Below are 21,444 nucleotides of genomic sequence, written 5' to 3' on the forward strand. Positions count from 1 at the left end.
GGTAAGATATGGTACTGGCATCATAGCCAATGTTCAGGAATTGATAAGTCAAATGTACGAGCAACATAGCTGAGCGTTTTAATGTATTCATTATGCTTCGCTACATCAATAGGTTGCCCTGCTTTACGTAGTTCCAACATACCCTGCAGTTCAGGAAGGCTAAACATACCTAGTTTATAGAAATTCCCCCATGATGGCGTACCAAAGAGATTATAAATAACGATTGTACTATCGCGCTCGCTTGCTAATCTCTTCTCTCCAGATATTATAGTTAATGCATTTTCTGCTTCATCTTTATCTTCGTATGTATTAAGAAGCTTCATCTTTTTAACCCATAAAAGTTAATGTTCCAATTCAAGTAAATGTGTCCGGGTAGCAAACACTACCCGGACACATTTACTTGTTTACTTTAGCAAAATCAAAAGGACTAATCCCCTTCTCCCGATTAGCATCCAGATAATCCGCCCACCACTGCACCATCAATCTACGCTCTCCCAAATGCTCAGCCTTATGAATGTAGGCCGCACGTACAGAGTTACGTTCCTGATGGCTCATCTGCCGCTCCACAGCATCCCTCGACCACAATCCTGACTCTATCAGAGAACTACAAGCCATCGTCCTGAAACCATGCCCGCACACTTCCGTTTTCGTGTCATAGCCCATCACTCGTAGAGCCTTGTTCACCGTGTTCTCACTCATCGGCTTACGCGGATCGTGATCGCCAACGAAAATTAGCTCACGATTCCCACTCATACTTTTGATCTTTTCCAAAATCATTAGAGCTTGCCGGGATAAAGGAACAAGATGAGGAGTCCGCATTTTCGATCCTCGATGTGAATGCTTCACACCTTCCAAAGGCTCACGTTCCCCCGGAATCGTCCACATAGCAGTTTCAAAATCGACTTCTGACCAGCGTGCAAACCGCAGTTCACTAGATCGAATAAAGACCAACAAAGTCAGCTCCACAGCTAAGCGTGTTAGTGGTCTGCCAGTATATGTGTCGATACGATGAAGTAGTTCAGGAATACGATTAAGTTCTAGCGCAGCGCGATGTTGCCGTTTTGCTGTAGCAACCGCTCCAGCGATCTCTTGTGCGGGGTTGTAATCGATTAAACCACTTTGCACCGCAAATCGCATAATTGCTGTTGTTCGTTGCTGCAAACGCGCCGCCACCTCAAGACGTCCAGACATCTCTACTGCTTTGATAGGAATAAGTAAATCTCTGGTTTTTAACTCAGCGATATTCCGCTTACCAATCGCATCGAACAGATTATCTTCCAGACTTTTAAGAACACGCCCACTATGCGACTCAGACCACTTTTGATTGCTGGCATGCCAGTCTCTGGCAACAGATTCAAATGTGATGACCTCTTTAGCCTGTTCTTCTTTTACTGCACGCCTATGCTCACGAGGATCGACACCGGCAGCAACAAGCCTCCTAGCCTCTTCCCTCTTTTGACGAGCATCAGCCAGTGACGTTTCGGGGTAAACACCAAATGCCATCAGATGTTGCTTGCCGCCAAAGCGAAAGCGGAAACGCCAATATTTGGAGCCGTTAGGGTGTATCAACAAAAACATGCCATCGCCGTCTACTAGCGAGTATTCCTTTGCTTCAGTTTTTGCCGAACGTACCTTGGTATCAGTCAGGGCCATGATGGTATTCCTTCCATATGCTGCCGTGAGTATATAAGCATTATCGAACCAGCATATATACTCGGTTCTATACTCACAAGCATGTTGATGTGGGGTAACTCAGATTGACGTCGGTTGACTGAAAAGCGGGGCTAAGCCTTGCGGATACTGGATTTCAGACACAAAAAAAGACGTCCATTGACGTCTATTGATGTTCCGATGGTGCCGAAGGCCGGACTCGAACCGGCACGTATTTCTACGGTTGATTTTGAATCAACTGCGTCTACCGATTTCGCCACTCCGGCACGGAAGGGATGCGGAAAACGTTGTGGATTATACCTGTCATGCGCCACCATGCAAGCACCAGCGTGTGCCTGACTCGCTAAGTGTCGAAAATTTCAGCATTCCCTTTCTCACCTGCAACCATCGTCACAGTTTGCCCCCTTATTAATCCCCCCTTCTGCGAAGCGTCCCGTTTCCCCATGCTCTACACTTCCAGTTCAACACCACACTGAGGGAAACACGATGTCGATGATAAAAAGCTACGCCGCAAAAGCGGCGGGCAGCGAACTCGAACTCTATGAATATGATGCGGGCGAGCTTAAGCCGGAAGATGTCGAAGTCCAGGTCGATTACTGCGGTATCTGCCATTCCGATTTGTCGATGATCGACAACGAATGGGGGTTCTCTCAGTATCCGCTGGTTGCCGGGCATGAGGTGATTGGTCGCGTAGCGGCGCTCGGCAGCGCGGCGCAAGATAAAGGTCTGAAGGTTGGTCAGCGCGTCGGCATTGGCTGGACGGCGCGCAGCTGCGGGCACTGCGACGCCTGTATCAGCGGCAATCAGATTAACTGCCTGGAAGGTTCCGTTCCCACTATTCTCAATCGCGGTGGCTTTGCCGAGAAGCTGCGGGCCGACTGGCAATGGGTGATCCCGCTGCCGGAAAGCATCGATCTGGCGGCGGCGGGTCCCTTGCTGTGCGGCGGTATCACGGTGTTCAAACCGCTACTGATGCACCATATCACCGCCACCAGCCGCGTTGGGGTGATCGGCATCGGCGGCCTGGGGCATATCGCCATTAAGCTGTTACACGCGATGGGGTGCGAAGTGACCGCGTTCAGCTCCAATCCGGCGAAAGAGCAGGAAGTGCTGGCGATGGGGGCGGATAAGGTGGTTAACAGCCGCGATCCGGATGCGCTAAAAGCGCTGGCGGGCCAGTTCGATCTCATTATTAACACGGTTAACGTCGATCTCGACTGGCAGCCTTATTTTGAAGCGCTGGCTTACGGCGGTAACTTCCATACTGTCGGCGCGGTGCTGAAGCCGCTGCCGGTGCCAGCGTTCACCTTAATTGCCGGCGATCGCAGCATCTCCGGTTCGGCAACCGGTACGCCGTTCGAACTGCGCAAGCTGATGAAGTTTGCCGGGCGCAGCAAGGTGTCGCCCACCACCGAACTGTACCCAATGTCGCAAATTAACGACGCTATCCAGCACGTGCGTGACGGCAAAGCCCGCTACCGCGTGGTGCTGAAAGCCGACTTCTGATGCAAGGCTCAGTCCCGCAAGGGGCTGAGCTTATTGCCCGTTACGAAACGCGATCACCGCCTGGCGGCACTGTTCCGTCACATGCTCGATGTCATGGTTCACGTCGATGCGGGCAATATCATGTTCGTCCTCCTGCGGGCACTCCAGCGCATCGAACTGGCTTTTGAGTAATCCCACCGGCATAAAATGCCCTGCCCGACGCTGCATGCGCGCCAGAATGGTCTCGTAATCGCCGTCCAGCCACAAAAAATGCACATTCGGACTGCCCTGTCTCAATATATCGCGATACTGTTTTTTTAATGACGAGCAGACAATAAACCCGGTCTCATTCTTTTTATATAAACTGTATGAAGCGTCATTTAATCGTGCTAACCACGGTAGTCGGTCTTCATCGGTTAATGGAATACCTTCAGACATTTTATCAATATTTTGGGCCGGATGGAGATCGTCACCATCAATGAATTTAGCCGATAATACTGCAGCAATTTTGCTGCCAATTAAAGATTTACCGCTACCCGAAACGCCCATCAAAATATAACTTTCCCCGGCCATTGAAAAAACTCCAGATTCATATTCCATGGCGCGATACTACGCCTTCCACAATGCAGAATTCACCTTTTTTCGGCGTGGCTGAGCAGATTTACAAGGCGCATCACGTTATGCGTAACATTGTAGTGTAACAATTTTCCAGCGTGATCTTTATCACAAATAATAACAATCAAAACCGTTTAAATGCTGCCGAGGTTACTACCTGACCAGTGAGGCATTTATGCAAGTCAAAACCCAATCCTGCGTTGTCGCGGGTAAGAAAACTGTTGCCATTACCGACCAAAATATTGAATGGAATAATAAAGGAACGCTGGTGCAAATTACCCGCGGCGGAATTTGTGGTTCCGACTTACATTATTATCAGGAAGGAAAAGTCGGTAATTTTACCGTTAAAGCACCGATGATTTTAGGCCATGAAGTTATTGGTAAAGTGGTGCACAGCGACTCAAAAGAATTACATGAAGGTCAGTCGGTGGCTATTAATCCGTCGAAGCCCTGTGGCCACTGTAAATACTGTCTGCTGCACGACGAAAACCAGTGCACGGAAATGCGCTTTTTTGGCAGCGCCATGTATTTTCCCCACGTTGACGGCGGCTTTACCCGATTTAAAACCGTCGATACCACGCAGTGCATCCCCTACCCCCAGCACGCCGATGAAAAAGTCATGGCCTTTGCCGAACCGCTGGCAGTCGCGATCCACGCCGCACATGAAGCAGGAGACCTGCAGGGCAAGCGCGTGTTTATCTCCGGCGTGGGGCCTATCGGCTGCCTGATCGTCAGCGCGGTGAAAACGCTCGGCGCAGCAGAAATTGTCTGTGCTGATATCAGCCCGCGCTCGCTGTCGCTTGCCCAGCAGATGGGTGCTGACACGCTGATTAACCCGCAGCAGGACTCGCTCGATGAGTGGAAAAAAGAGAAAGGCTACTTCGACGTCAGCTTCGAAGTCTCTGGTCATCCGTCCTCAATCACCACCTGCCTGGAGGTCACCCGCGCGAAAGGCGTGATGGTGCAGGTCGGCATGGGCGGTGCGGTGCCGGACTTCCCGATGATGATGCTGATCGGCAAAGAGATCGCGCTCAAAGGCTCGTTCCGCTTTACCACCGAGTTCAACACCGCGGTGTCGTGGCTGGCGAATAACGTTATCGATCCACTGCCGTTACTCAGCGCTGAATATCCGTTTACCGAGCTTGAACAGGCGCTGATCTTTGCCGGGGATAAAACCCAGGCGGCGAAAGTCCAGCTCGTTTTTGCTGAAACAAAATAAGGAAGAACATAATGAACGATCTTTTTTCACTGGATGGAAAAAATATTCTGATCACCGGTTCGGCCCAGGGTATTGGTTATTTACTGGCGACCGGGCTGGGTAAATATGGCGCGCAGATTATCGTCAATGATATTACGCCGGAGCGCGCAGAGGCTGCCGTCGCCAAACTGCAACAGGAAGGGATCCGCGCCGTTGCCGCGCCGTTTAATGTTACGCAGAAACAGGACATTGATGCCGCCATCGACCATATCGAAAAAGACATTGGCCCAATCGATGTACTGGTGAATAACGCCGGTATTCAGCGCCGCCATCCGTTTACCGAGTTCCCGGAGCAGGACTGGAACGATGTGATTGCCGTTAACCAGACGGCGGTGTTCCTGGTCTCGCAGGCAGTAACGCGTCGCATGGTGGAACGTCAGGCCGGGAAGGTCATCAACATCTGCTCCATGCAGAGCGAACTGGGCCGCGACACCATCACGCCGTATGCCGCCTCGAAAGGCGCGGTGAAAATGCTCACCCGCGGTATGTGCGTTGAGCTGGCACGCCACAATATCCAGGTCAACGGTATCGCACCGGGCTACTTCAAAACCGAGATGACCAAAGCGCTGGTCGAGGATGAAGCCTTCACCGCCTGGCTGTGCAAACGTACGCCAGCCGCGCGCTGGGGCGATCCGCAGGAGCTGATTGGCGCGGCGGTCTTCCTCTCTTCCAAAGCATCCGATTTTGTTAACGGGCACCTGTTGTTTGTCGATGGCGGCATGCTGGTCGCCGTCTGATACAACACAACGCAACATCACGCAGCGCCCAGGCGCTGCATTTTTGGCCACCCCTAAATAATTCGAGTTGCAGGACGGCGGCAAGTGAATGAACCCGATGAGCTTACTTGAGTAAGTGATTCAGATGAGTGAGCGCAGCCAACACACCTGCAACTTGAAGTATGACGGGGATATAAGAGAAACGATTATGCCATTAATAATAATTGCGGCAGGCGTCGCGCTGCTCCTGGTCCTGATGATTGGTTTTAAAGTTAACGGCTTTATTGCTCTGGTCCTGGTGGCGGCGGTCGTCGGTTTTGCCGAAGGGATGGATGCCCAGGCCGTTTTGCATTCAATACAAAATGGGATCGGCGGGACGCTCGGCGGTCTGGCGATGATCCTTGGCTTCGGTGCAATGCTCGGTAAGCTGATTTCCGATACCGGCGCGGCTCAGCGCATCGCCACCACGCTGATTGGCACGTTTGGTAAGAAACGCGTGCAGTGGGCGCTGGTGATCACCGGACTGGTGGTAGGTCTGGCGATGTTTTTCGAAGTCGGCTTTGTTCTGCTGCTGCCGCTGGTGTTTACGGTGGTGGCCTCTTCCGGCCTGCCGCTGCTGTATGTTGGCGTCCCGATGGTAGCTGCGCTGTCCGTGACCCACTGTTTTCTGCCACCGCATCCGGGGCCGACCGCGATTGCCACCATTTTCGAGGCTAATCTCGGCACTACCCTGCTGTACGGCTTTATTATTACTATCCCGACGGTGATTGTTGCCGGGCCGCTGTTTTCTAAGCTGCTGACCCGCTTTGAGAAAGCGCCGCCGGAAGGGTTATTCAACCCGCATCTGTTCACCGAAGAAGAGATGCCGTCATTCTGGAACAGTATCTTTGCCGCGGTAATCCCGGTCATACTGATGGCGGTCGCCGCAGTGTGCGAAATCACGCTGCCGAAAACCAACAGCGTACGGGTGTTCTTTGAGTTTATCGGTAACCCTGCGGTCGCGTTGTTTATCGCTATCGTACTCGCCATTTTTACCCTTGGTCGACGTAACGGACGTACGATCGAGCAAATTATGGATATCATTGGCGACTCTATCGGTGCGATTGCGATGATTGTGTTTATCATCGCCGGGGGCGGCGCGTTTAAGCAGGTTCTGGTCGACAGCGGCGTGGGGCAATATATCTCGCACCTGATGACCGGCACGTCGCTTTCTCCGCTGCTGATGTGCTGGACGGTCGCCGCCTTGCTGCGTATCGCGCTCGGTTCAGCCACCGTGGCGGCGATCACCACCGCAGGCGTGGTACTGCCGATTATTAACGTCACCCACGCCGACCCGGCGCTGATGGTGCTGGCTACCGGCGCGGGCAGCGTGATTGCCTCCCACGTTAACGATCCGGGATTCTGGCTGTTTAAAGGCTATTTTAATCTCAGCGTCGGGGAAACGTTGCGTACCTGGACGGTAATGGAGACGCTGATTTCCATTATGGGGCTGCTGGGGGTTCTGGCGCTGAACGCCATTCTGCATTAAGACGGTCATCACCGGGGAGCACAGATCCGCGCTCCCCGGCACTGGAGAGAAAATGAGGAACCACAGAATTTCTTTGCAAGACATCGCCACGCTGGCGGGCGTGACCAAAATGACGGTGAGCCGCTACATTCGCTCGCCAAAAAAGGTCGCAAAGGAAACCGGTGAACGCATCGCGCAGATTATGGAGGAGATTAATTACATCCCCAACCGCGCGCCCGCGATGCTGCTGAATGCGCAAAGCTATACGCTTGGCGTGCTGATCCCCTCGTTTCAAAACCAGCTGTTCGCTGACATTCTGGCCGGCATTGAGTCGGTCACCTCGGACCATAACTATCAGACGCTGATCGCTAACTACAATTACGACCGGGAATCCGAGGAAGAGTCGGTGATCAATCTGCTGTCATACAATATCGACGGCATTATCCTGTCCGAGAAATATCACACCCTGCGTACGGTGAAGTTTCTGCGTTCAGCCAACATTCCGGTGGTGGAGCTGATGGATATTCAGGGCGATCGTCTGGACATGGAAGTGGGCTTCGATAACCGTCAGGCGGCATTTGATATGGTCAGCACCATGCTGGATAAACGCCAGCGGCGCAAAATCCTCTATCTCGGTTCGAAAGACGACGTCCGCGATGAACAGCGCTATCGCGGCTATTGCGATGCCATGATGCGCCGGGGTCTGGTACCGCTGCGCGTCAATCCGCGTTCTATTTCGTCCATCCATCTCGGCACCCAGATGATGCGGGACGCGCTCGCCGCGCATCCGGATTTAGACGGCGTTTTTTGCACCAACGACGATATTGCGATGGGCGCGCTGCTGCTGTGCCGCGAGCGCGATCTGGCCGTTCCGGAACAGATCTCGATTGCCGGTTTTCACGGGCTGGAAATGGGCAGGCAGATGATCCCAAGCCTCGCCAGTGTGATCACCCCGCGTTTTGACATTGGCCGCATGGCAGCGCAGATGTTGCTGAGCAAAATCAAGAACAACGACCATAACCACAACACCGTGGATTTGGGGTACCAGATTTATCACGGCAATACGCTTTAAGTCATTTTCTCCGGCCATCGCATACTCTCTTTGATGGACATTGCCTATACTCCAGGCAAGATAAATGGAGGAAATCTCAATGAGCACACCCCTGCTAATTGCCCGCACGCCGGACACCGAACTGTTTTTACTGCCAGGCATGGCCAACCGTCACGGACTGATTACCGGCGCGACCGGGACCGGTAAAACCGTCACGCTACAGAAGCTGGCCGAATCCCTGTCTGAAATTGGCGTACCGGTATTTATGGCCGATGTGAAAGGCGACTTAACCGGCGTGGCCGAGGAAGGGCAGGCCTCTGAAAAGCTACTCGCCCGCCTGAAAAATATCGGCATTACCGACTGGCAACCGCATGCTAATCCGGTCACGGTGTGGGATATCTTCGGCGAAAAAGGTCACCCCGTGCGGGCCACGGTATCTGACCTCGGCCCGCTGCTGCTGGCCCGTTTGCTGAACCTCAACGACGTACAGTCCGGCGTGCTGGATATTATCTTCCGCATTGCCGATGACCAGGGTCTGCTGCTGCTCGATTTCAAAGACCTGCGAGCCATTACCCAGTACATCGGCGATAACGCCAAATCCTTCCAGAATCAATATGGCAATATCAGCAGCGCCTCGGTCGGGGCAATCCAGCGTGGACTGCTGTCGCTGGAGCAACAGGGGGCGGCGCACTTCTTTGGCGAACCGATGCTGGACATCAAAGACTGGATGCGAACTGACGCCAGCGGCAAAGGGATGATCAACATCCTCAGCGCAGAGAAGCTCTACCAGATGCCCAAACTGTACGCCGCCAGCCTGCTGTGGATGCTCTCCGAACTGTACGAACAGTTGCCGGAAGCAGGCGATCTGGAGAAGCCAAAACTGGTGTTCTTCTTCGATGAAGCTCACCTGCTGTTCAACGACGCCCCGCAGGTGCTGCTGGATAAAATCGAACAGGTGATCCGCCTGATCCGCTCGAAAGGGGTCGGCGTGTGGTTCGTCTCGCAAAACCCGTCAGATATTCCAGACAACGTGCTCGGTCAGTTGGGGAACCGCGTGCAGCACGCCCTGCGCGCGTTTACACCGAAGGATCAGAAAGCGGTGAAAACCGCCGCGCAAACCATGCGCACCAACCCGGCATTTAATACCGAAAAAGCCATTCAGGAACTGGGAACCGGCGAGGCGCTGGTGTCGTTTCTGGACGCTAAAGGCAGCCCGTCGGTGGTTGAACGAGCAATGGTGATTGCGCCGTGCTCGCGGATGGGACCGGTGACGGATGACGAGCGCAACGGGCTGATTAATCACTCCTCGCTGTACGGTAAATATGAAGAACAGGTCGACCGCGAGTCCGCCTATGAGCGTTTACAGCAAGGCGTGCAGGCCAGCACCGAGCAGCAAAATACACCTCCCGCCAACGGTAAAGCGATCGATGTGGACGGCGGTATTCTCGGTGGATTGAAGGATATTCTTTTTGGCAGCACCGGACCGCGCGGCGGCAAGCGCGATGGCGTGGTACAGAGCGTGGCGAAGAGCGCGGCGCGACAGGTCACCAATCAGATAATCCGCGGCATGTTGGGGAGTTTGATGGGCGGGCGAAAACGCTAGCAGGAAGGCGCCCCTCCCGCACAGCGGGAGGGGCGAATATCAGGACTTACGCAGCATCAGCCACAGGCTTATCAGGAAGAAGCTGGCGCTTGGCAGCAACGCGCCGATAATCGGCGGAATGCCGTACACCAGCGTCAGCGGGCCAAAGATTTGGTCCAGCACATAGAACACAAAGCCGAAGCTAATCCCTGTCACCACGCGCACGCCCATCGGGACGCTACGCAGCGGACCAAAGATAAACGACAGCGCCATCAGCATCATTACCGCCACAGACAGCGGCTGGAAGACTTTGCTCCACATATTGAGCTGGTAGCGTCCGGCGTCCTGGCCGCTCGACTTCAGGTACTTCACGTAGTTATGCAGACCACTAATCGAGAGCGCATCAGGATCCAACGCCACGACGCCGAGCTTGTCGGGTGTAAGGTTGGTTTTCCAGGTGCCGCTCACCGTCTGCGAGCCGGTGATTTGCTTCGGATCGGTCAGGTTGGATTCATCCACCTGCGACAAACGCCAGACCTTCTGCTCCGGGTCAAACGTCGCGCTTGCGGCATAGCGAACGGACTGCAGACGGCGCTTGTCGTTAAAGGAGTAGATGCTAATTCCGCCTAACTCGGCGTCACCTTTCACCCGCTCGATGTAGACAAAGCTGTCGCCATCTTTCGCCCACAAACCTTGCTGGGTAGAGAGCAGCGAGCCGCCGTACATCTGCTGCGCACGGTAGTTACGCGCCATTTGTTCGCCCTGCGGCGCCACCCATTCGCCGATGGCCATCGTCAGCAGCACCAGCGGAATTGCGGTTTTCATCACCGACAACGCCACCTGCATACGGGTAAAGCCAGAAGCCTGCATGACCACCAGTTCACTGCGCTGCGCCAGCATGCCCAGCCCCAGCAAAGCACCCAGCAGCGCCGCCATCGGGAAGAAGATCTGGATATCTTTCGGCGCGCTGAGCAGGGTATACAGCCCGGCGCCCATCGCATCGTAGCTCCCCTGCCCGGCTTTTTTCAGCTGGTCGACAAACTTGATGATCCCGGAGAGCGACACCAGCATGAACAACGTCATCATGATGGTGGTGAAAATGGTTTTACCGATATAGCGGTCAAGTACACCAAAAGGCTGCATTATACCGCTCCTTTACGCATAAAACGGGCACGTAAGCGGCGCATCGGCACCGTATCCCAGAGGTTAAGCACAATCGCCAGCGCCAGATACGCCAGGTTAACCGTCCACATCCAGAACACCGGATCCAGCTTACCTTTGCCGCCGTTCGACTTCAGCGATGTCTGAACCAGGAAGAACAGCAAATAGAGCAGCATTGCTGGCAGCATGGACAGTACGCGACCCTGACGCGGGTTCACCACGCTCAGCGGTACAACCATCAGCGCCATCATAAATACGGTGAATACTAACGTGATACGCCAGGTCAGCTCCGCACGGGCGCGATCGGTGTCGGTCGTCCATAGCGTACGCATGGTCATCTGGTCGGTATCGTTTGGATCCAGCGCCACGGCCTGATGACCGATAATCGCCTGATAATTCTGGAAGTCGGTAATGCGGAAATCGCGCAGCAGCGCGGTCCCTTCAAAACGCGTCCCCTGGTTCAGCGTCACGACCTGGGAGCCATCGCGCAATTGGGTAAGATGACCGGAGTCCGCTACCACCACCGAAGGACGGGCGTTACCTTTCGGGCGGATTTGCGCGAGGAACACATCGTTGAAGTTACTGCCGTCAACGCTTTCGATAAACAGCACCGAGCCGCCGTTAGTCGCCTGCTGGAATTGCCCCTGAGCAAGCGCCGCCATACCGGGGTTCGCTTTCGCCTCCGCCAGGACTTCGTCCTGATGTCTGGAGGACCACGGTCCGGCCCACATCACGTTGACCGCCGCAATAATACTGGTAAACAGCGCCAGCACCATCGCCGCTTTCACTAAGACAGCCTTGCTCAGCCCGCAGGCGTGCATGACCGTAATTTCACTTTCGGTATACAGTTTGCCCAGCGTCATCAGCAGCCCGAGGAACAGGCTTAATGGCAAGATAAGTTGCGCCATTTCTGGCACGCCCAGCCCCAGCAGCGAGAGCACCAGATTCGCCGGGATATCACCGTCAACCGCCGCACCAAGGATCCTGACTAACTTTTGACAAAAGAAGATCAAAAGCAGGATGAATAGGATCGCAAGTTGGCTTTTGAGCGTTTCCCGAACCAGATATCTTATGATTATCACTTTAAATACGCCCGTAAAAACCCGTCTTTTGCCGGAATTTAGCTTGTTTCATGGCTTAAACGTCATTTATTCTCTTGAGTCGTCGAAATCGTCGCTAAGATCATTATACTCAACGGATCCACCTCTCAGAAATTGTTCTGACGTGCCAATGCCGTAATAACGTTAAGATTAACACGAAGTCACCGCAACAGCGGGTATGAGTTACGAAAGCTTGCAATTCTATCCGTAGCCACCGCCGTTGTCTTTAAGATTCAGGAGCGTAGTGCATGGAGTTCAGTGTAAAAAGCGGTAGCCCGGAGAAACAGCGGAGTGCGTGCATCGTCGTGGGTGTCTTTGAACCACGCCGTCTCTCTCCGATTGCAGAGCAGCTCGACAAGATCAGCGACGGGTACATCAGCGCACTGCTGCGTCGTGGCGAACTGGAAGGCAAACCAGGTCAAACCCTGTTGCTGCACCATGTTCCTAACGTTCTGTCTGAGCGAATTCTCCTCATTGGTTGTGGCAAAGAGCGCGAGCTTGATGAGCGCCAGTACAAGCAGGTCATTCAGAAAACCATCAATACGCTGAATGATACTGGCTCAATGGAAGCCGTCTGCTTCCTGACTGAGCTGCACGTCAAAGGGCGCAATAACTACTGGAAAGTGCGTCAGGCCGTTGAGACAGCACAGGAAACGCTGTACAGCTTTGATCAACTGAAGACCAACAAAAGTGAGCCGCGTCGTCCGCTGCGTAAAATGGTCTTCAACGTACCGACCCGCCGGGAACTGACCAGCGGTGAACGTGCGATCCAGCACGGTCTGGCGATCGCCGCCGGCATTAAAGCGGCAAAAGATCTCGGCAACATGCCGCCGAACATCTGTAACGCCGCTTACCTTGCTTCTCAGGCGCGCCAACTGGCAGACAGCTACAGCAAAAATGTTGTAACCCGCGTGATCGGCGAGCAGCAGATGAAAGAGCTGGGCATGCACTCTTATCTGGCCGTCGGTCACGGCTCGCAGAATGAGTCGCTGATGTCGGTCATCGAGTACAAAGGCAATCCGTCCGAAGACGCACGTCCGATCGTGCTGGTCGGTAAAGGGTTAACCTTTGACTCTGGCGGTATCTCCATCAAACCTGCCGAAGGCATGGATGAGATGAAATACGACATGTGCGGCGCGGCAGCGGTATATGGCGTGATGCGCATGGTGGCCGAGCTTCAGCTGCCAATCAATGTCGTCGGCGTGCTGGCAGGCTGCGAAAACATGCCGGGTGGCCGTGCGTATCGTCCAGGCGACGTGCTGACCACCATGTCTGGTCAGACCGTTGAAGTTCTCAATACCGATGCCGAAGGCCGTCTGGTCCTGTGCGACGTATTAACCTACGTCGAGCGCTTTGAGCCAGAAGCGGTGATTGACGTCGCAACCCTGACCGGCGCGTGCGTGATTGCGCTGGGCCATCACATCACCGGACTGATGTCGAACCACAACCCGCTGGCGCATGAGCTGATCGGTGCGTCCGAACAGGCTGGCGACCGCGCGTGGCGTTTGCCGCTGGGCGATGAATACCAGGAGCAGCTAGAGTCCAACTTTGCGGATATGGCGAACATCGGCGGACGTCCTGGCGGCGCCATTACCGCGGGCTGCTTCCTGTCACGCTTTACCCGTAAGTACAACTGGGCGCACCTCGATATCGCCGGTACCGCATGGCGTTCAGGGAAAGCCAAAGGCGCAACCGGTCGTCCGGTGGCGCTGCTGTCGCAGTTCCTGCTCAATCGTGCCGGTTTTAACGGCGAAGAGTAAGGCGGTAAGCACAAGCAATAAGACCCGTAGGCCGGATAAGCGCAACGCCATCCGGCCTACGGTTGTGCATCATGGCAACGCATTTAAATTCACCAGAAGAAGCCCCATATATGAGAAATGCAACTTTCTATCTTCTGGACAATGACATGCAACACGATGGCTTAAGCGCCGTCGAGCAGTTGGTGTGTGAAATTGCCGCAGAACGTTGGCGTGCTGGCAAGCGCGTGCTGATCGCCTGCGAAAACGAAAAGCAGGCTCTTCGACTGGATGAAGCCCTGTGGGCAAGACCGGCAGAAAGCTTTGTTCCGCATAATCTGGCAGGTGAAGGCCCCAGAGGCGGCGCACCGGTAGAGATTGCCTGGCCGGAGAAACGCAACAGCAGCCCGCGCGACCTGCTTATCAGTTTGCGCGTTGGCTTTGCAGATTTTGCCACCGCTTTCACAGAAGTGATAGACTTCGTCCCTTACGAAGATTCTTTGAAACAATCGGCACGCGATCGCTACAAAGCTTACCGCGTGGCTGGTTTTAACCTGAATACGGCAACCTGGAAATAATGGAAAAGACATACAACCCACAAGATATCGAACAGCCGCTTTACGAGCACTGGGAAAAGCAGGGCTATTTCAAACCTAACGGCGATGAAAGCAAAGAGTCCTTCTGCATCATGATCCCGCCGCCGAACGTCACCGGCAGTTTGCATATGGGTCATGCTTTCCAGCAAACCATCATGGATACCATGATCCGCTACCAGCGCATGCAGGGTAAAAACACCCTGTGGCAGGCAGGTACCGATCACGCGGGTATCGCAACCCAGATGGTGGTTGAGCGTAAGATTGCCGCTGAAGAAGGTAAAACCCGCCACGACTACGGTCGCGAAGCGTTTATCGACAAAATCTGGCAGTGGAAAGCGGAATCCGGCGGCACCATCACCCGCCAGATGCGCCGTCTCGGCAACTCCGTTGACTGGGAGCGCGAGCGCTTCACTATGGACGAAGGTCTTTCCAATGCCGTGAAAGAAGTCTTCGTTCGCCTGTACAAAGAAGACCTGATTTACCGTGGCAAGCGCCTGGTGAACTGGGACCCGAAACTGCGCACCGCGATTTCCGACCTGGAAGTGGAAAACCGCGAGTCGAAAGGCTCAATGTGGCACATCCGCTATCCGCTGGCCGACGGTGCGAAAACCGCTGATGGTAAAGATTACCTGGTCGTCGCCACCACCCGTCCGGAAACTGTACTGGGCGATACCGGCGTGGCCGTCAACCCGGAAGATCCGCGTTATAAAGATCTGATTGGCAAATTTGTTGTTCTGCCGCTGGTTAACCGCCGCATTCCCATTGTCGGCGATGAACACGCTGATATGGAAAAAGGCACCGGCTGCGTGAAGATCACCCCGGCGCACGACTTTAACGACTACGAAGTTGGGAAACGTCACGGCCTGCCGATGATCAATATTCTGACCTTTGACGGCGACATCCGTGAAACCGCGGAAGTGTACGACACCAAAGGCGAAGAGTCCGACGTTTACTCCAATGAAATCCCGGCCGAGTTCCAGAAGCTGGAACGCTTTGCCGCGCGTAAAGCGGTGGTTGCCGCCGTTGATGCGCTGGGCCTGCTGGAAGAAATTAAACCGCACGACCTGACCGTACCTTACGGCGACCGTGGCGGCGTGGTTATTGAACCGATGCTGACCGACCAGTGGTACGTCCGTGCCGACGTGCTGGCGAAACCGGCGGTTGAAGCGGTTGAAAACGGCGACATTCAGTTCGTACCGAAGCAGTACGAAAACATGTACTTCTCCTGGATGCGCGATATTCAGGACTGGTGTATTTCCCGTCAGCTGTGGTGGGGTCACCGTATCCCGGCATGGTATGACAACGACGGCAACGTCTACGTTGGCCGTACTGAAGACGAAGTGCGTCAGGAAAACAACCTCGGTGCCGACATTCAGCTTCGCCAGGACGAAGACGTTCTCGATACCTGGTTCTCCTCCGCACTGTGGACCTTCTCTACCCTGGGCTGGCCGGAAAACACCGACGCGCTGCGTCAGTTCCACCCAACCAGCGTGATGGTTTCCGGTTTCGACATCATCTTCTTCTGGATTGCCCGCATGATCATGATGACCATGCACTTCATCAAAGATGAAAACGGCAAGCCGCAAGTGCCGTTTAAGACCGTCTACATGACCGGTCTGATCCGCGACGACGAAGGCCAGAAGATGTCCAAATCCAAGGGCAACGTCATTGACCCGCTGGATATGGTCGACGGAATCTCCCTGGCAGAACTGCTGGAGAAACGTACCGGCAACATGATGCAGCCGCAGCTGGCCGAGAAGATTGCCAAGCGTACCGAGAAGCAGTTCCCGGACGGCATCGAGCCGCACGGCACCGACGCACTGCGCTTCACCCTGGCGGCGCTGGCCTCTACCGGTCGCGACATCAACTGGGATATGAAGCGTCTGGAAGGTTACCGTAACTTCTGTAACAAGCTGTGGAACGCCAGCCGCTTCGTGCTGATGAACACCGAAGACCAGGATTGCGGCTTCAACGGCGGCGAAATGACCCTGTCGCTGGCGGATCGTTGGATCCTTGCTGAATTCAACCAGACCATCAAAGCGTACCGCGAAGCGCTGGACAACTTCCGCTTCGACATCGCCGCGGGCATTCTGTACGAATTCACCTGGAACCAGTTCTGCGACTGGTATCTGGAGCTGACCAAGCCGGTAATGAACGGCGGTTCCGAGTCTGAACTGCGCGGCACCCGCAATACGCTGGTCACCGTTCTGGAAGGTCTGCTGCGCCTGGCGCATCCGATCATCCCGTTCATCACCGAGACCATCTGGCAGCGCGTGAAGGTGATTTCCGGTATTACCGCCGACACCATCATGCTGCAGCCGTTCCCGGAATATAACGCCGCACAGGTTGATGAAGCCGCACTGGCTGATACCGAATGGCTGAAGCAGGCGATCGTTGCCGTACGTAACATCCGTGCGGAAATGAACATCGCCCCAGGCAAACCGCTCGAACTGCTGCTGCGCGGTTGCAGCGCTGATGCGATGCGCCGTGTGAACGATAACCGCAGCTTCCTGCTGAACCTGGCGCGTCTGGAAAGCATCACCGTACTGCCAGCCGATGACAAAGGTCCAGTCTCCGTGACCAAAATCATCGACGGCGCCGAGCTGCTGATCCCGATGGCTGGCCTCATCAATAAAGAAGATGAGCTGGCGCGTCTGGCGAAAGAAGTGGCGAAAATCGAAGGTGAGATTGCCCGTATCGAAGGCAAACTTTCCAACGAAGGTTTCGTTGCTCGCGCACCGGAAGCTGTTATCGCCAAAGAGCGTGAGAAGCTGGACGGTTATGCGGAAGCGAAAGCGAAGCTGATAGAACAGCAGGCGGTCATCGCCGCGCTGTAAAGCTGTTTGTCGGATAAGCGTATCGCATCCAACACCGCAGACGATAAAAGCCTCTGACGCATATGCTCAGAGGCTTTTTGTTGAATTATCCTCGCTTGCGCTTCCCCTTACCGCAGTGGTATTAACTGCATATGTCTCACTTTTATGTCATGAGTTCGCTATGAGTGCCATTACCTCCGTCGCGGCGACGCTGCGTCGAATTTCTGCCGATGATAACGCCGCAATTGCCCGCGTGATCCGCAAAGTTTCCGCTGAATACGGGCTTACTGCCGATAAGGGCTATACCGTTGCCGACCCTAATCTGGATGAACTATTCCAGGTTTACAGCCAGCCGGGCGCGGCCTACTGGGTGGTTGAGCAAAACGGTGAAGTCGTGGGCGGCGGCGGCGTTGCGCCGTTAGGATGTAGCGAACCGGACATTTGCGAACTGCAAAAGATGTACTTCCTGTCGAGCGCACGCGGTCAGGGGCTGGCGAAAAAGCTGGCGCTGATGGCCCTCGAACATGCCCGTGAGCAGGGTTTCAAACAGTGCTATCTGGAGACCACGGCGTTTCTGACCGAGGCAATCCGCCTGTATGAACATTTAGGGTTTGAGCATATCAGCGAAGCGCTGGGCTGTACCGGGCACGTGGATTGCGAAGTGCGGATGTTAAAACCCCTCTGACTTCAGCCGGAGGGGCAATGGTTGTGTTACTGCATTTCGGCGGAGAGCATCAGCCGAATGACGCCAGCCGCGCGAGCGGTTGGCAGCATCAGCACCTGTGACCATAAATCCTGCACCATTTCACAAGCGACTTTCTCTTTGCCCACACCTTTACTCGGATCAGCCATAATCTGGATATCCGGTCCAAAGCGCTGTACCAATCCCGGGCCGATGGATTGCAGATCCTGAAGCGCCAGCTGTTTCTCTTGCGCCGTAACCGTATGTTTGTTCGGGCCATAAGCCGCGTGCATCATACTCATGTCGCTGGCCATACGACGATTCATCAGCTCCCGCGGAATAATACGCACCGGGTTAATCCCGCCTTTCACCGCCGGGAACAGAAAGCGAAAACACTCGTCATCGCCCACTTTTGCCACCGCAGCAATCTGCTCGAGGTTAATTTTCATATACTCAATCACATTGGCATCGGGTGCCTGCTGCAAACGCGCCATCTGTACCTGCAGGATTTGCGGCTGAATAGCGTCGATAATCTGTTGTTCGCTTTTCCCAGCTTCTTTCAGTTGCGTTGCCTGGTTGAGGATATTCTGCCATAACGCGGGTTCTTGCTCTTTAAGTACCTGATAAACAGGCATTGCCAGCATCGCATTTTCAAATTTCTGCGCGTCCGTCAGCCCATAATCAGGGCTTTCGCGCGGGATCAGGTAGTGCACATCAAACAGATTCCACGCGACAATCGCTACCACAAAAACCACCGCGCCGGAGATCTTTCCCAGCCAGCCTTTTTTGCGAAACATGCCAACGACGATAGCAATCACCGCCCCGATATAACCCGCCAACAATACGTGTGCCCAGTTCATTAACCATCCTTATGCAAAACAGTCTCTGTTGCGGGGATATATTTCCCCTTCGTGTGTTTTGATTATTACGGCAGCAGCGAGCGATTTCCAGCCACCAGATTTTGCTAATGGAAACAGGAAAGGTAAAACCGCGCGACGATTAGCGCCGCGCGTCAGAGAAGGGAGTCAGGCTGGCACGCCGCTGTGGAAGCGGAATTCATCGTCGGGAGAAGTAATCAATGCGGCTTCTACTTCGCCAAAGAACCGCACCCGACTACTGATATCGTCGGCAGAAACCTGCTGTGCCAGCGCCAGATAGTCCTGATAGTGCCGCGCCTCGGATCGCAGCAGAGAAAGATAAAATGCCTGTAAATCGTCATCCAAATACGGCGCCAGCGCGGCGAACCGTTCACAAGAACGCGCCTCAATGTAAGCCCCGCAAATCAGTTTGTCGATTAGCGTTAATGGCTCGTGGGTTCGCACTTCTTTAAGCATGCCTTTGGCATAACGGCTGGCGGTAATTTTGACGTAGGGAATGTTGCGGCTCATCATCGCCTCACGCACCTGCCAGAAGTGGTGCAGCTCTTCTTTGATCAGCAAAACCATGCTGTCGATCAGCTTGCGCCCCCACGGGTCGTCAGTTTGCGGCATTACGCTTTTGCTTATCTGTTTATTCAGCGCGATAAAATCCGGTTCATCCCCTTCTCTGAAAGCATACGCTTCATAGGGTTTCAGCCAGTCCAGTAGCGCCTGCGATCCCTGTTTATCTGCAACATACTTACGCACCAGCAGCATGGCCGTTTGCGCCGCTTTCAGCTCGCAGACGAGATGATCCGTCAGTAACAGAGGGAGATTCGCCGGGGCTCGCGCTTTATCAAGCCAGGCCTGGGGCGTTTTACAGTGCAGGAAGTTGTGGATCGGGGAGAGTATTTGCAGGTAATCCATACGTTATCCTTGGCCTACGGCAGCAGACGCTACCGTAGGTCAGCAGATGACTTAGTGACGCACGCCGTCATCATCTTCGTCGACGAGGTCTTCATCGTCGCCGTCTTCACCTTCTTCGCCGTTCGGGTCTTCAAAATAGGTGCCCCAACCGTCGTATTCCACATCAAATTTTTCAGCCAGGTTCATCAGTTGCTCAACCTGAGCGTCGATCAACTCGGCATTCAGAGCACATTCGCTCAGGATGTCACAGCAAATAACCGTGTCGCCCTCTTCCACCTCCAGCTCTTCCGGCTCGGTCACTTCATAACCCAGCTTGAAGGCTTCTACTGCCGCTTTTTCCAGGGTCTCAAAGTCGTCCGCGGAAAGGTGATGCTCGATGGTGTACAGCGCGTCTGGATCGCTGCCATCTTCGAGTAACTCTTCAATAATCAAGCGCGTTTCTTCACGCTGTTCTTCCAGTAGTTCCGGGTTTGCCATGGCTCATTCCTCATAATGTCCTGCCGATACTCTTATTGTCACATACCGCTGTCATTGCCTCCACCTTTCCAGGAAAGATTTGTTAAACAAGGTTGCAAATGAATAAACATCCATATAAATTGAATTTTAATTCAATAAATGGCCTAAGCCATGTGAGGGAACTATGTCTGCGTTTTATCAGAAACATTTTTTGAAACTGCTTGATTTCACCTCTGCTGAACTCACGTCACTGCTCCAGCTCGCCGCGCAGCTCAAGACGGATAAGAAAAACGGTACCGAGGTCGCTAAACTCACCGGTAAAAACATCGCGCTCATCTTCGAAAAAGACTCAACCCGCACCCGTTGCTCTTTCGAAGTTGCCGCATACGATCAGGGCGCGCGCGTGACGTATCTCGGGCCGAGCGGCAGCCAGATTGGTCATAAAGAGTCGATCAAAGACACCGCCCGCGTACTCGGTCGTATGTACGACGGTATTCAGTATCGGGGCCACGGTCAGGAAATTGTCGAGACGCTGGCGGAATATGCCGGAGTTCCGGTTTGGAACGGATTAACCAACGAATTTCACCCTACCCAGCTGCTGGCGGATTTACTCACGATGCAGGAACACCTGCCGGGTAAAGCGTTTAATGAGATGGTGCTGGTCTACACCGGCGATGCCCGCAACAATATGGGCAATTCCATGCTGGAAGCCGCTGCGTTAACCGGACTGGATCTGCGTCTGGTCGCGCCCCAGGCCTGCTGGCCGGAGGAAAGCCTCGTTGCAGAGTGCAAAGCGCTGGCACAGAAAAACGGCGGCAATATAACGCTAACCGAAGATGTCGCCACGGGCGTGAAAGGCGCGGACTTCATCTATACCGACGTCTGGGTATCGATGGGCGAAGCGAAAGAGAAATGGGCCGAACGTATTGCGCAGTTGCGTAAGTACCAGGTTAATAGCGCGATGATGGCGTTGACCGGCAATCCGCAGGTGAAATTCCTGCACTGCCTGCCTGCGTTCCATGACGATCAAACCACGCTTGGCAAACAAATGGCGCAGGAATATGGTCTGCACGGCGGCATGGAAGTGACCGACGAGGTGTTTGAGTCACCCGCCAGTATCGTATTTGATCAGGCGGAAAACCGGATGCACACCATCAAAGCGGTGATGGTCGCGACGCTTTCCAAATCATAGCATTGCGTGATTGAATTGCCGGATGGCGATGCTGAC

General features: G+C 54.2%; 20 protein-coding genes and 1 tRNA gene. 11 read left to right on the forward strand and 10 right to left on the reverse strand.

The annotated features are described in order from the left end of the window. Nucleotides 1-20: 20 nt before the first annotated feature. The 3 genes from HV352_RS20555 to HV352_RS20565 all read right to left on the reverse strand — a co-directional run bounded on the left by HV352_RS20555 (nucleotide 21) and on the right by HV352_RS20565 (nucleotide 1,937). A complete protein-coding gene (locus HV352_RS20555) occupies nucleotides 21-323 on the reverse strand; it encodes a hypothetical protein (RefSeq protein WP_181635051.1) in 303 nt (100 codons plus the stop codon). 73 nt (nucleotides 324-396) lie between these two features. After that, a complete protein-coding gene (locus HV352_RS20560) occupies nucleotides 397-1,653 on the reverse strand; it encodes an integrase arm-type DNA-binding domain-containing protein (protein ID WP_181635052.1) in 1,257 nt (418 codons plus the stop codon). 199 nt (nucleotides 1,654-1,852) lie between these two features. Beyond that, a tRNA-Leu gene (locus HV352_RS20565) sits at nucleotides 1,853-1,937 on the reverse strand. A 220-nt stretch (nucleotides 1,938-2,157) separates the two neighbouring features. Here HV352_RS20565 and HV352_RS20570 point away from each other — a divergent pair. Next, nucleotides 2,158-3,177 carry an NAD(P)-dependent alcohol dehydrogenase gene (locus tag HV352_RS20570; protein ID WP_016155584.1) on the forward strand — a complete coding sequence of 340 codons (1,020 nt, stop codon included), beginning with the start codon at nucleotides 2,158-2,160 and terminating at the stop codon, nucleotides 3,175-3,177. 30 nt (nucleotides 3,178-3,207) lie between these two features. On the opposite strand, the gene idnK is transcribed toward HV352_RS20570, so the two are convergent. Beyond that, a complete protein-coding gene (gene idnK / locus HV352_RS20575) occupies nucleotides 3,208-3,729 on the reverse strand; it encodes a gluconokinase (protein WP_049268591.1) in 522 nt (173 codons plus the stop codon). Nucleotides 3,730-3,946: 217 nt separating this feature from the next. Between idnK and idnD the strand changes: the two genes are divergently transcribed. The 5 genes from idnD (at nucleotide 3,947) to HV352_RS20600 (ending at nucleotide 9,906) form a co-directional block, all read left to right on the forward strand. Next, a complete protein-coding gene (idnD, locus tag HV352_RS20580; RefSeq protein ID WP_181635053.1) occupies nucleotides 3,947-4,990 on the forward strand; it encodes an L-idonate 5-dehydrogenase in 1,044 nt (347 codons plus the stop codon). 11 nt (nucleotides 4,991-5,001) lie between these two features. Next, complete coding sequence (gene idnO / locus HV352_RS20585; RefSeq protein ID WP_016151510.1) at nucleotides 5,002-5,766, forward strand: gluconate 5-dehydrogenase; 765 nt, start codon at nucleotides 5,002-5,004, stop codon at nucleotides 5,764-5,766. Between the two features lie 187 nt (nucleotides 5,767-5,953). Further along, nucleotides 5,954-7,273 (forward strand): gnt-II system L-idonate transporter, encoded by a 1,320-nt coding sequence (gene idnT / locus HV352_RS20590; RefSeq protein WP_016155581.1) that lies wholly within the window; start codon nucleotides 5,954-5,956, stop codon nucleotides 7,271-7,273. A 52-nt stretch (nucleotides 7,274-7,325) separates the two neighbouring features. After that, complete coding sequence (locus tag HV352_RS20595) at nucleotides 7,326-8,324, forward strand: LacI family DNA-binding transcriptional regulator (RefSeq protein ID WP_019078260.1); 999 nt, start codon at nucleotides 7,326-7,328, stop codon at nucleotides 8,322-8,324. 79 nt (nucleotides 8,325-8,403) lie between these two features. Then, nucleotides 8,404-9,906: a helicase HerA-like C-terminal domain-containing protein gene (locus tag HV352_RS20600; protein ID WP_181635054.1), complete on the forward strand. Its 1,503-nt coding sequence runs from the start codon at nucleotides 8,404-8,406 to the stop codon at nucleotides 9,904-9,906. A gap of 39 nt (nucleotides 9,907-9,945) precedes the next feature. On the opposite strand, the gene lptG is transcribed toward HV352_RS20600, so the two are convergent. The 3 genes from lptG to HV352_RS23610 all read right to left on the reverse strand — a co-directional run bounded on the left by lptG (nucleotide 9,946) and on the right by HV352_RS23610 (nucleotide 12,241). Continuing rightward, nucleotides 9,946-11,028 carry an LPS export ABC transporter permease LptG gene (lptG, locus tag HV352_RS20605; RefSeq protein WP_008786067.1) on the reverse strand — a complete coding sequence of 361 codons (1,083 nt, stop codon included), beginning with the start codon at nucleotides 11,026-11,028 and terminating at the stop codon, nucleotides 9,946-9,948. After that, nucleotides 11,028-12,128 (reverse strand): LPS export ABC transporter permease LptF, encoded by a 1,101-nt coding sequence (gene lptF / locus HV352_RS20610; protein WP_016151506.1) that lies wholly within the window; start codon nucleotides 12,126-12,128, stop codon nucleotides 11,028-11,030. The genes lptG and lptF overlap by 1 nt, the downstream gene beginning before the upstream one ends. Before the next feature lie 62 nt (nucleotides 12,129-12,190). Then, the gene (locus HV352_RS23610; protein WP_212723231.1) at nucleotides 12,191-12,241 is read right to left on the reverse strand and encodes a hypothetical protein; all 51 of its coding nucleotides are present in this window, start codon (nucleotides 12,239-12,241) and stop codon (nucleotides 12,191-12,193) included. A gap of 153 nt (nucleotides 12,242-12,394) precedes the next feature. Between HV352_RS23610 and pepA the strand changes: the two genes are divergently transcribed. The 4 genes from pepA (at nucleotide 12,395) to HV352_RS20630 (ending at nucleotide 17,979) form a co-directional block, all read left to right on the forward strand. Further along, on the forward strand, nucleotides 12,395-13,906 hold the full coding sequence (gene pepA / locus HV352_RS20615; RefSeq protein WP_003025870.1) for a leucyl aminopeptidase: 1,512 nt from the start codon (nucleotides 12,395-12,397) through the stop codon (nucleotides 13,904-13,906). 110 nt (nucleotides 13,907-14,016) lie between these two features. Further along, entirely contained in the window at nucleotides 14,017-14,460 is a 444-nt protein-coding gene (gene holC, locus HV352_RS20620) for a DNA polymerase III subunit chi (RefSeq protein WP_181635055.1), read from the forward strand. Beyond that, the gene (locus HV352_RS20625) at nucleotides 14,460-17,315 is read left to right on the forward strand and encodes a valine--tRNA ligase (RefSeq protein ID WP_075849118.1); all 2,856 of its coding nucleotides are present in this window, start codon (nucleotides 14,460-14,462) and stop codon (nucleotides 17,313-17,315) included. The genes holC and HV352_RS20625 overlap by 1 nt, the downstream gene beginning before the upstream one ends. 160 nt (nucleotides 17,316-17,475) lie before the next feature. Continuing rightward, the gene (locus HV352_RS20630; RefSeq protein WP_003025856.1) at nucleotides 17,476-17,979 is read left to right on the forward strand and encodes a GNAT family N-acetyltransferase; all 504 of its coding nucleotides are present in this window, start codon (nucleotides 17,476-17,478) and stop codon (nucleotides 17,977-17,979) included. A 26-nt stretch (nucleotides 17,980-18,005) separates the two neighbouring features. On the opposite strand, the gene HV352_RS20635 is transcribed toward HV352_RS20630, so the two are convergent. The 3 genes from HV352_RS20635 to rraB form a co-directional block, all read right to left on the reverse strand. Further along, complete coding sequence (locus HV352_RS20635; RefSeq protein WP_181635056.1) at nucleotides 18,006-18,836, reverse strand: topoisomerase II; 831 nt, start codon at nucleotides 18,834-18,836, stop codon at nucleotides 18,006-18,008. A 165-nt stretch (nucleotides 18,837-19,001) separates the two neighbouring features. Beyond that, nucleotides 19,002-19,760, reverse strand: coding sequence for a tRNA isopentenyl-2-thiomethyl-A-37 hydroxylase MiaE (miaE, locus tag HV352_RS20640; protein WP_019078254.1), 759 nt, complete (start codon nucleotides 19,758-19,760; stop codon nucleotides 19,002-19,004). Nucleotides 19,761-19,811: 51 nt separating this feature from the next. Beyond that, nucleotides 19,812-20,237, reverse strand: a complete 426-nt coding sequence (gene rraB / locus HV352_RS20645) for a ribonuclease E inhibitor RraB (protein ID WP_016151501.1) — start codon at nucleotides 20,235-20,237, stop codon at nucleotides 19,812-19,814. A 163-nt stretch (nucleotides 20,238-20,400) separates the two neighbouring features. Here rraB and argF point away from each other — a divergent pair, with 163 nt between their 5' ends. Further along, entirely contained in the window at nucleotides 20,401-21,408 is a 1,008-nt protein-coding gene (argF, locus tag HV352_RS20650) for an ornithine carbamoyltransferase (protein ID WP_016155574.1), read from the forward strand. The last annotated feature ends 36 nt before the right edge of the window (nucleotides 21,409-21,444 follow it).

Origin of the sequence: Citrobacter sp. RHBSTW-01044 (genome assembly GCF_013781945.1) — a bacterium.
In the GTDB taxonomy this organism is placed as follows: Bacteria; Pseudomonadota; Gammaproteobacteria; order Enterobacterales; family Enterobacteriaceae; genus Citrobacter; species Citrobacter braakii.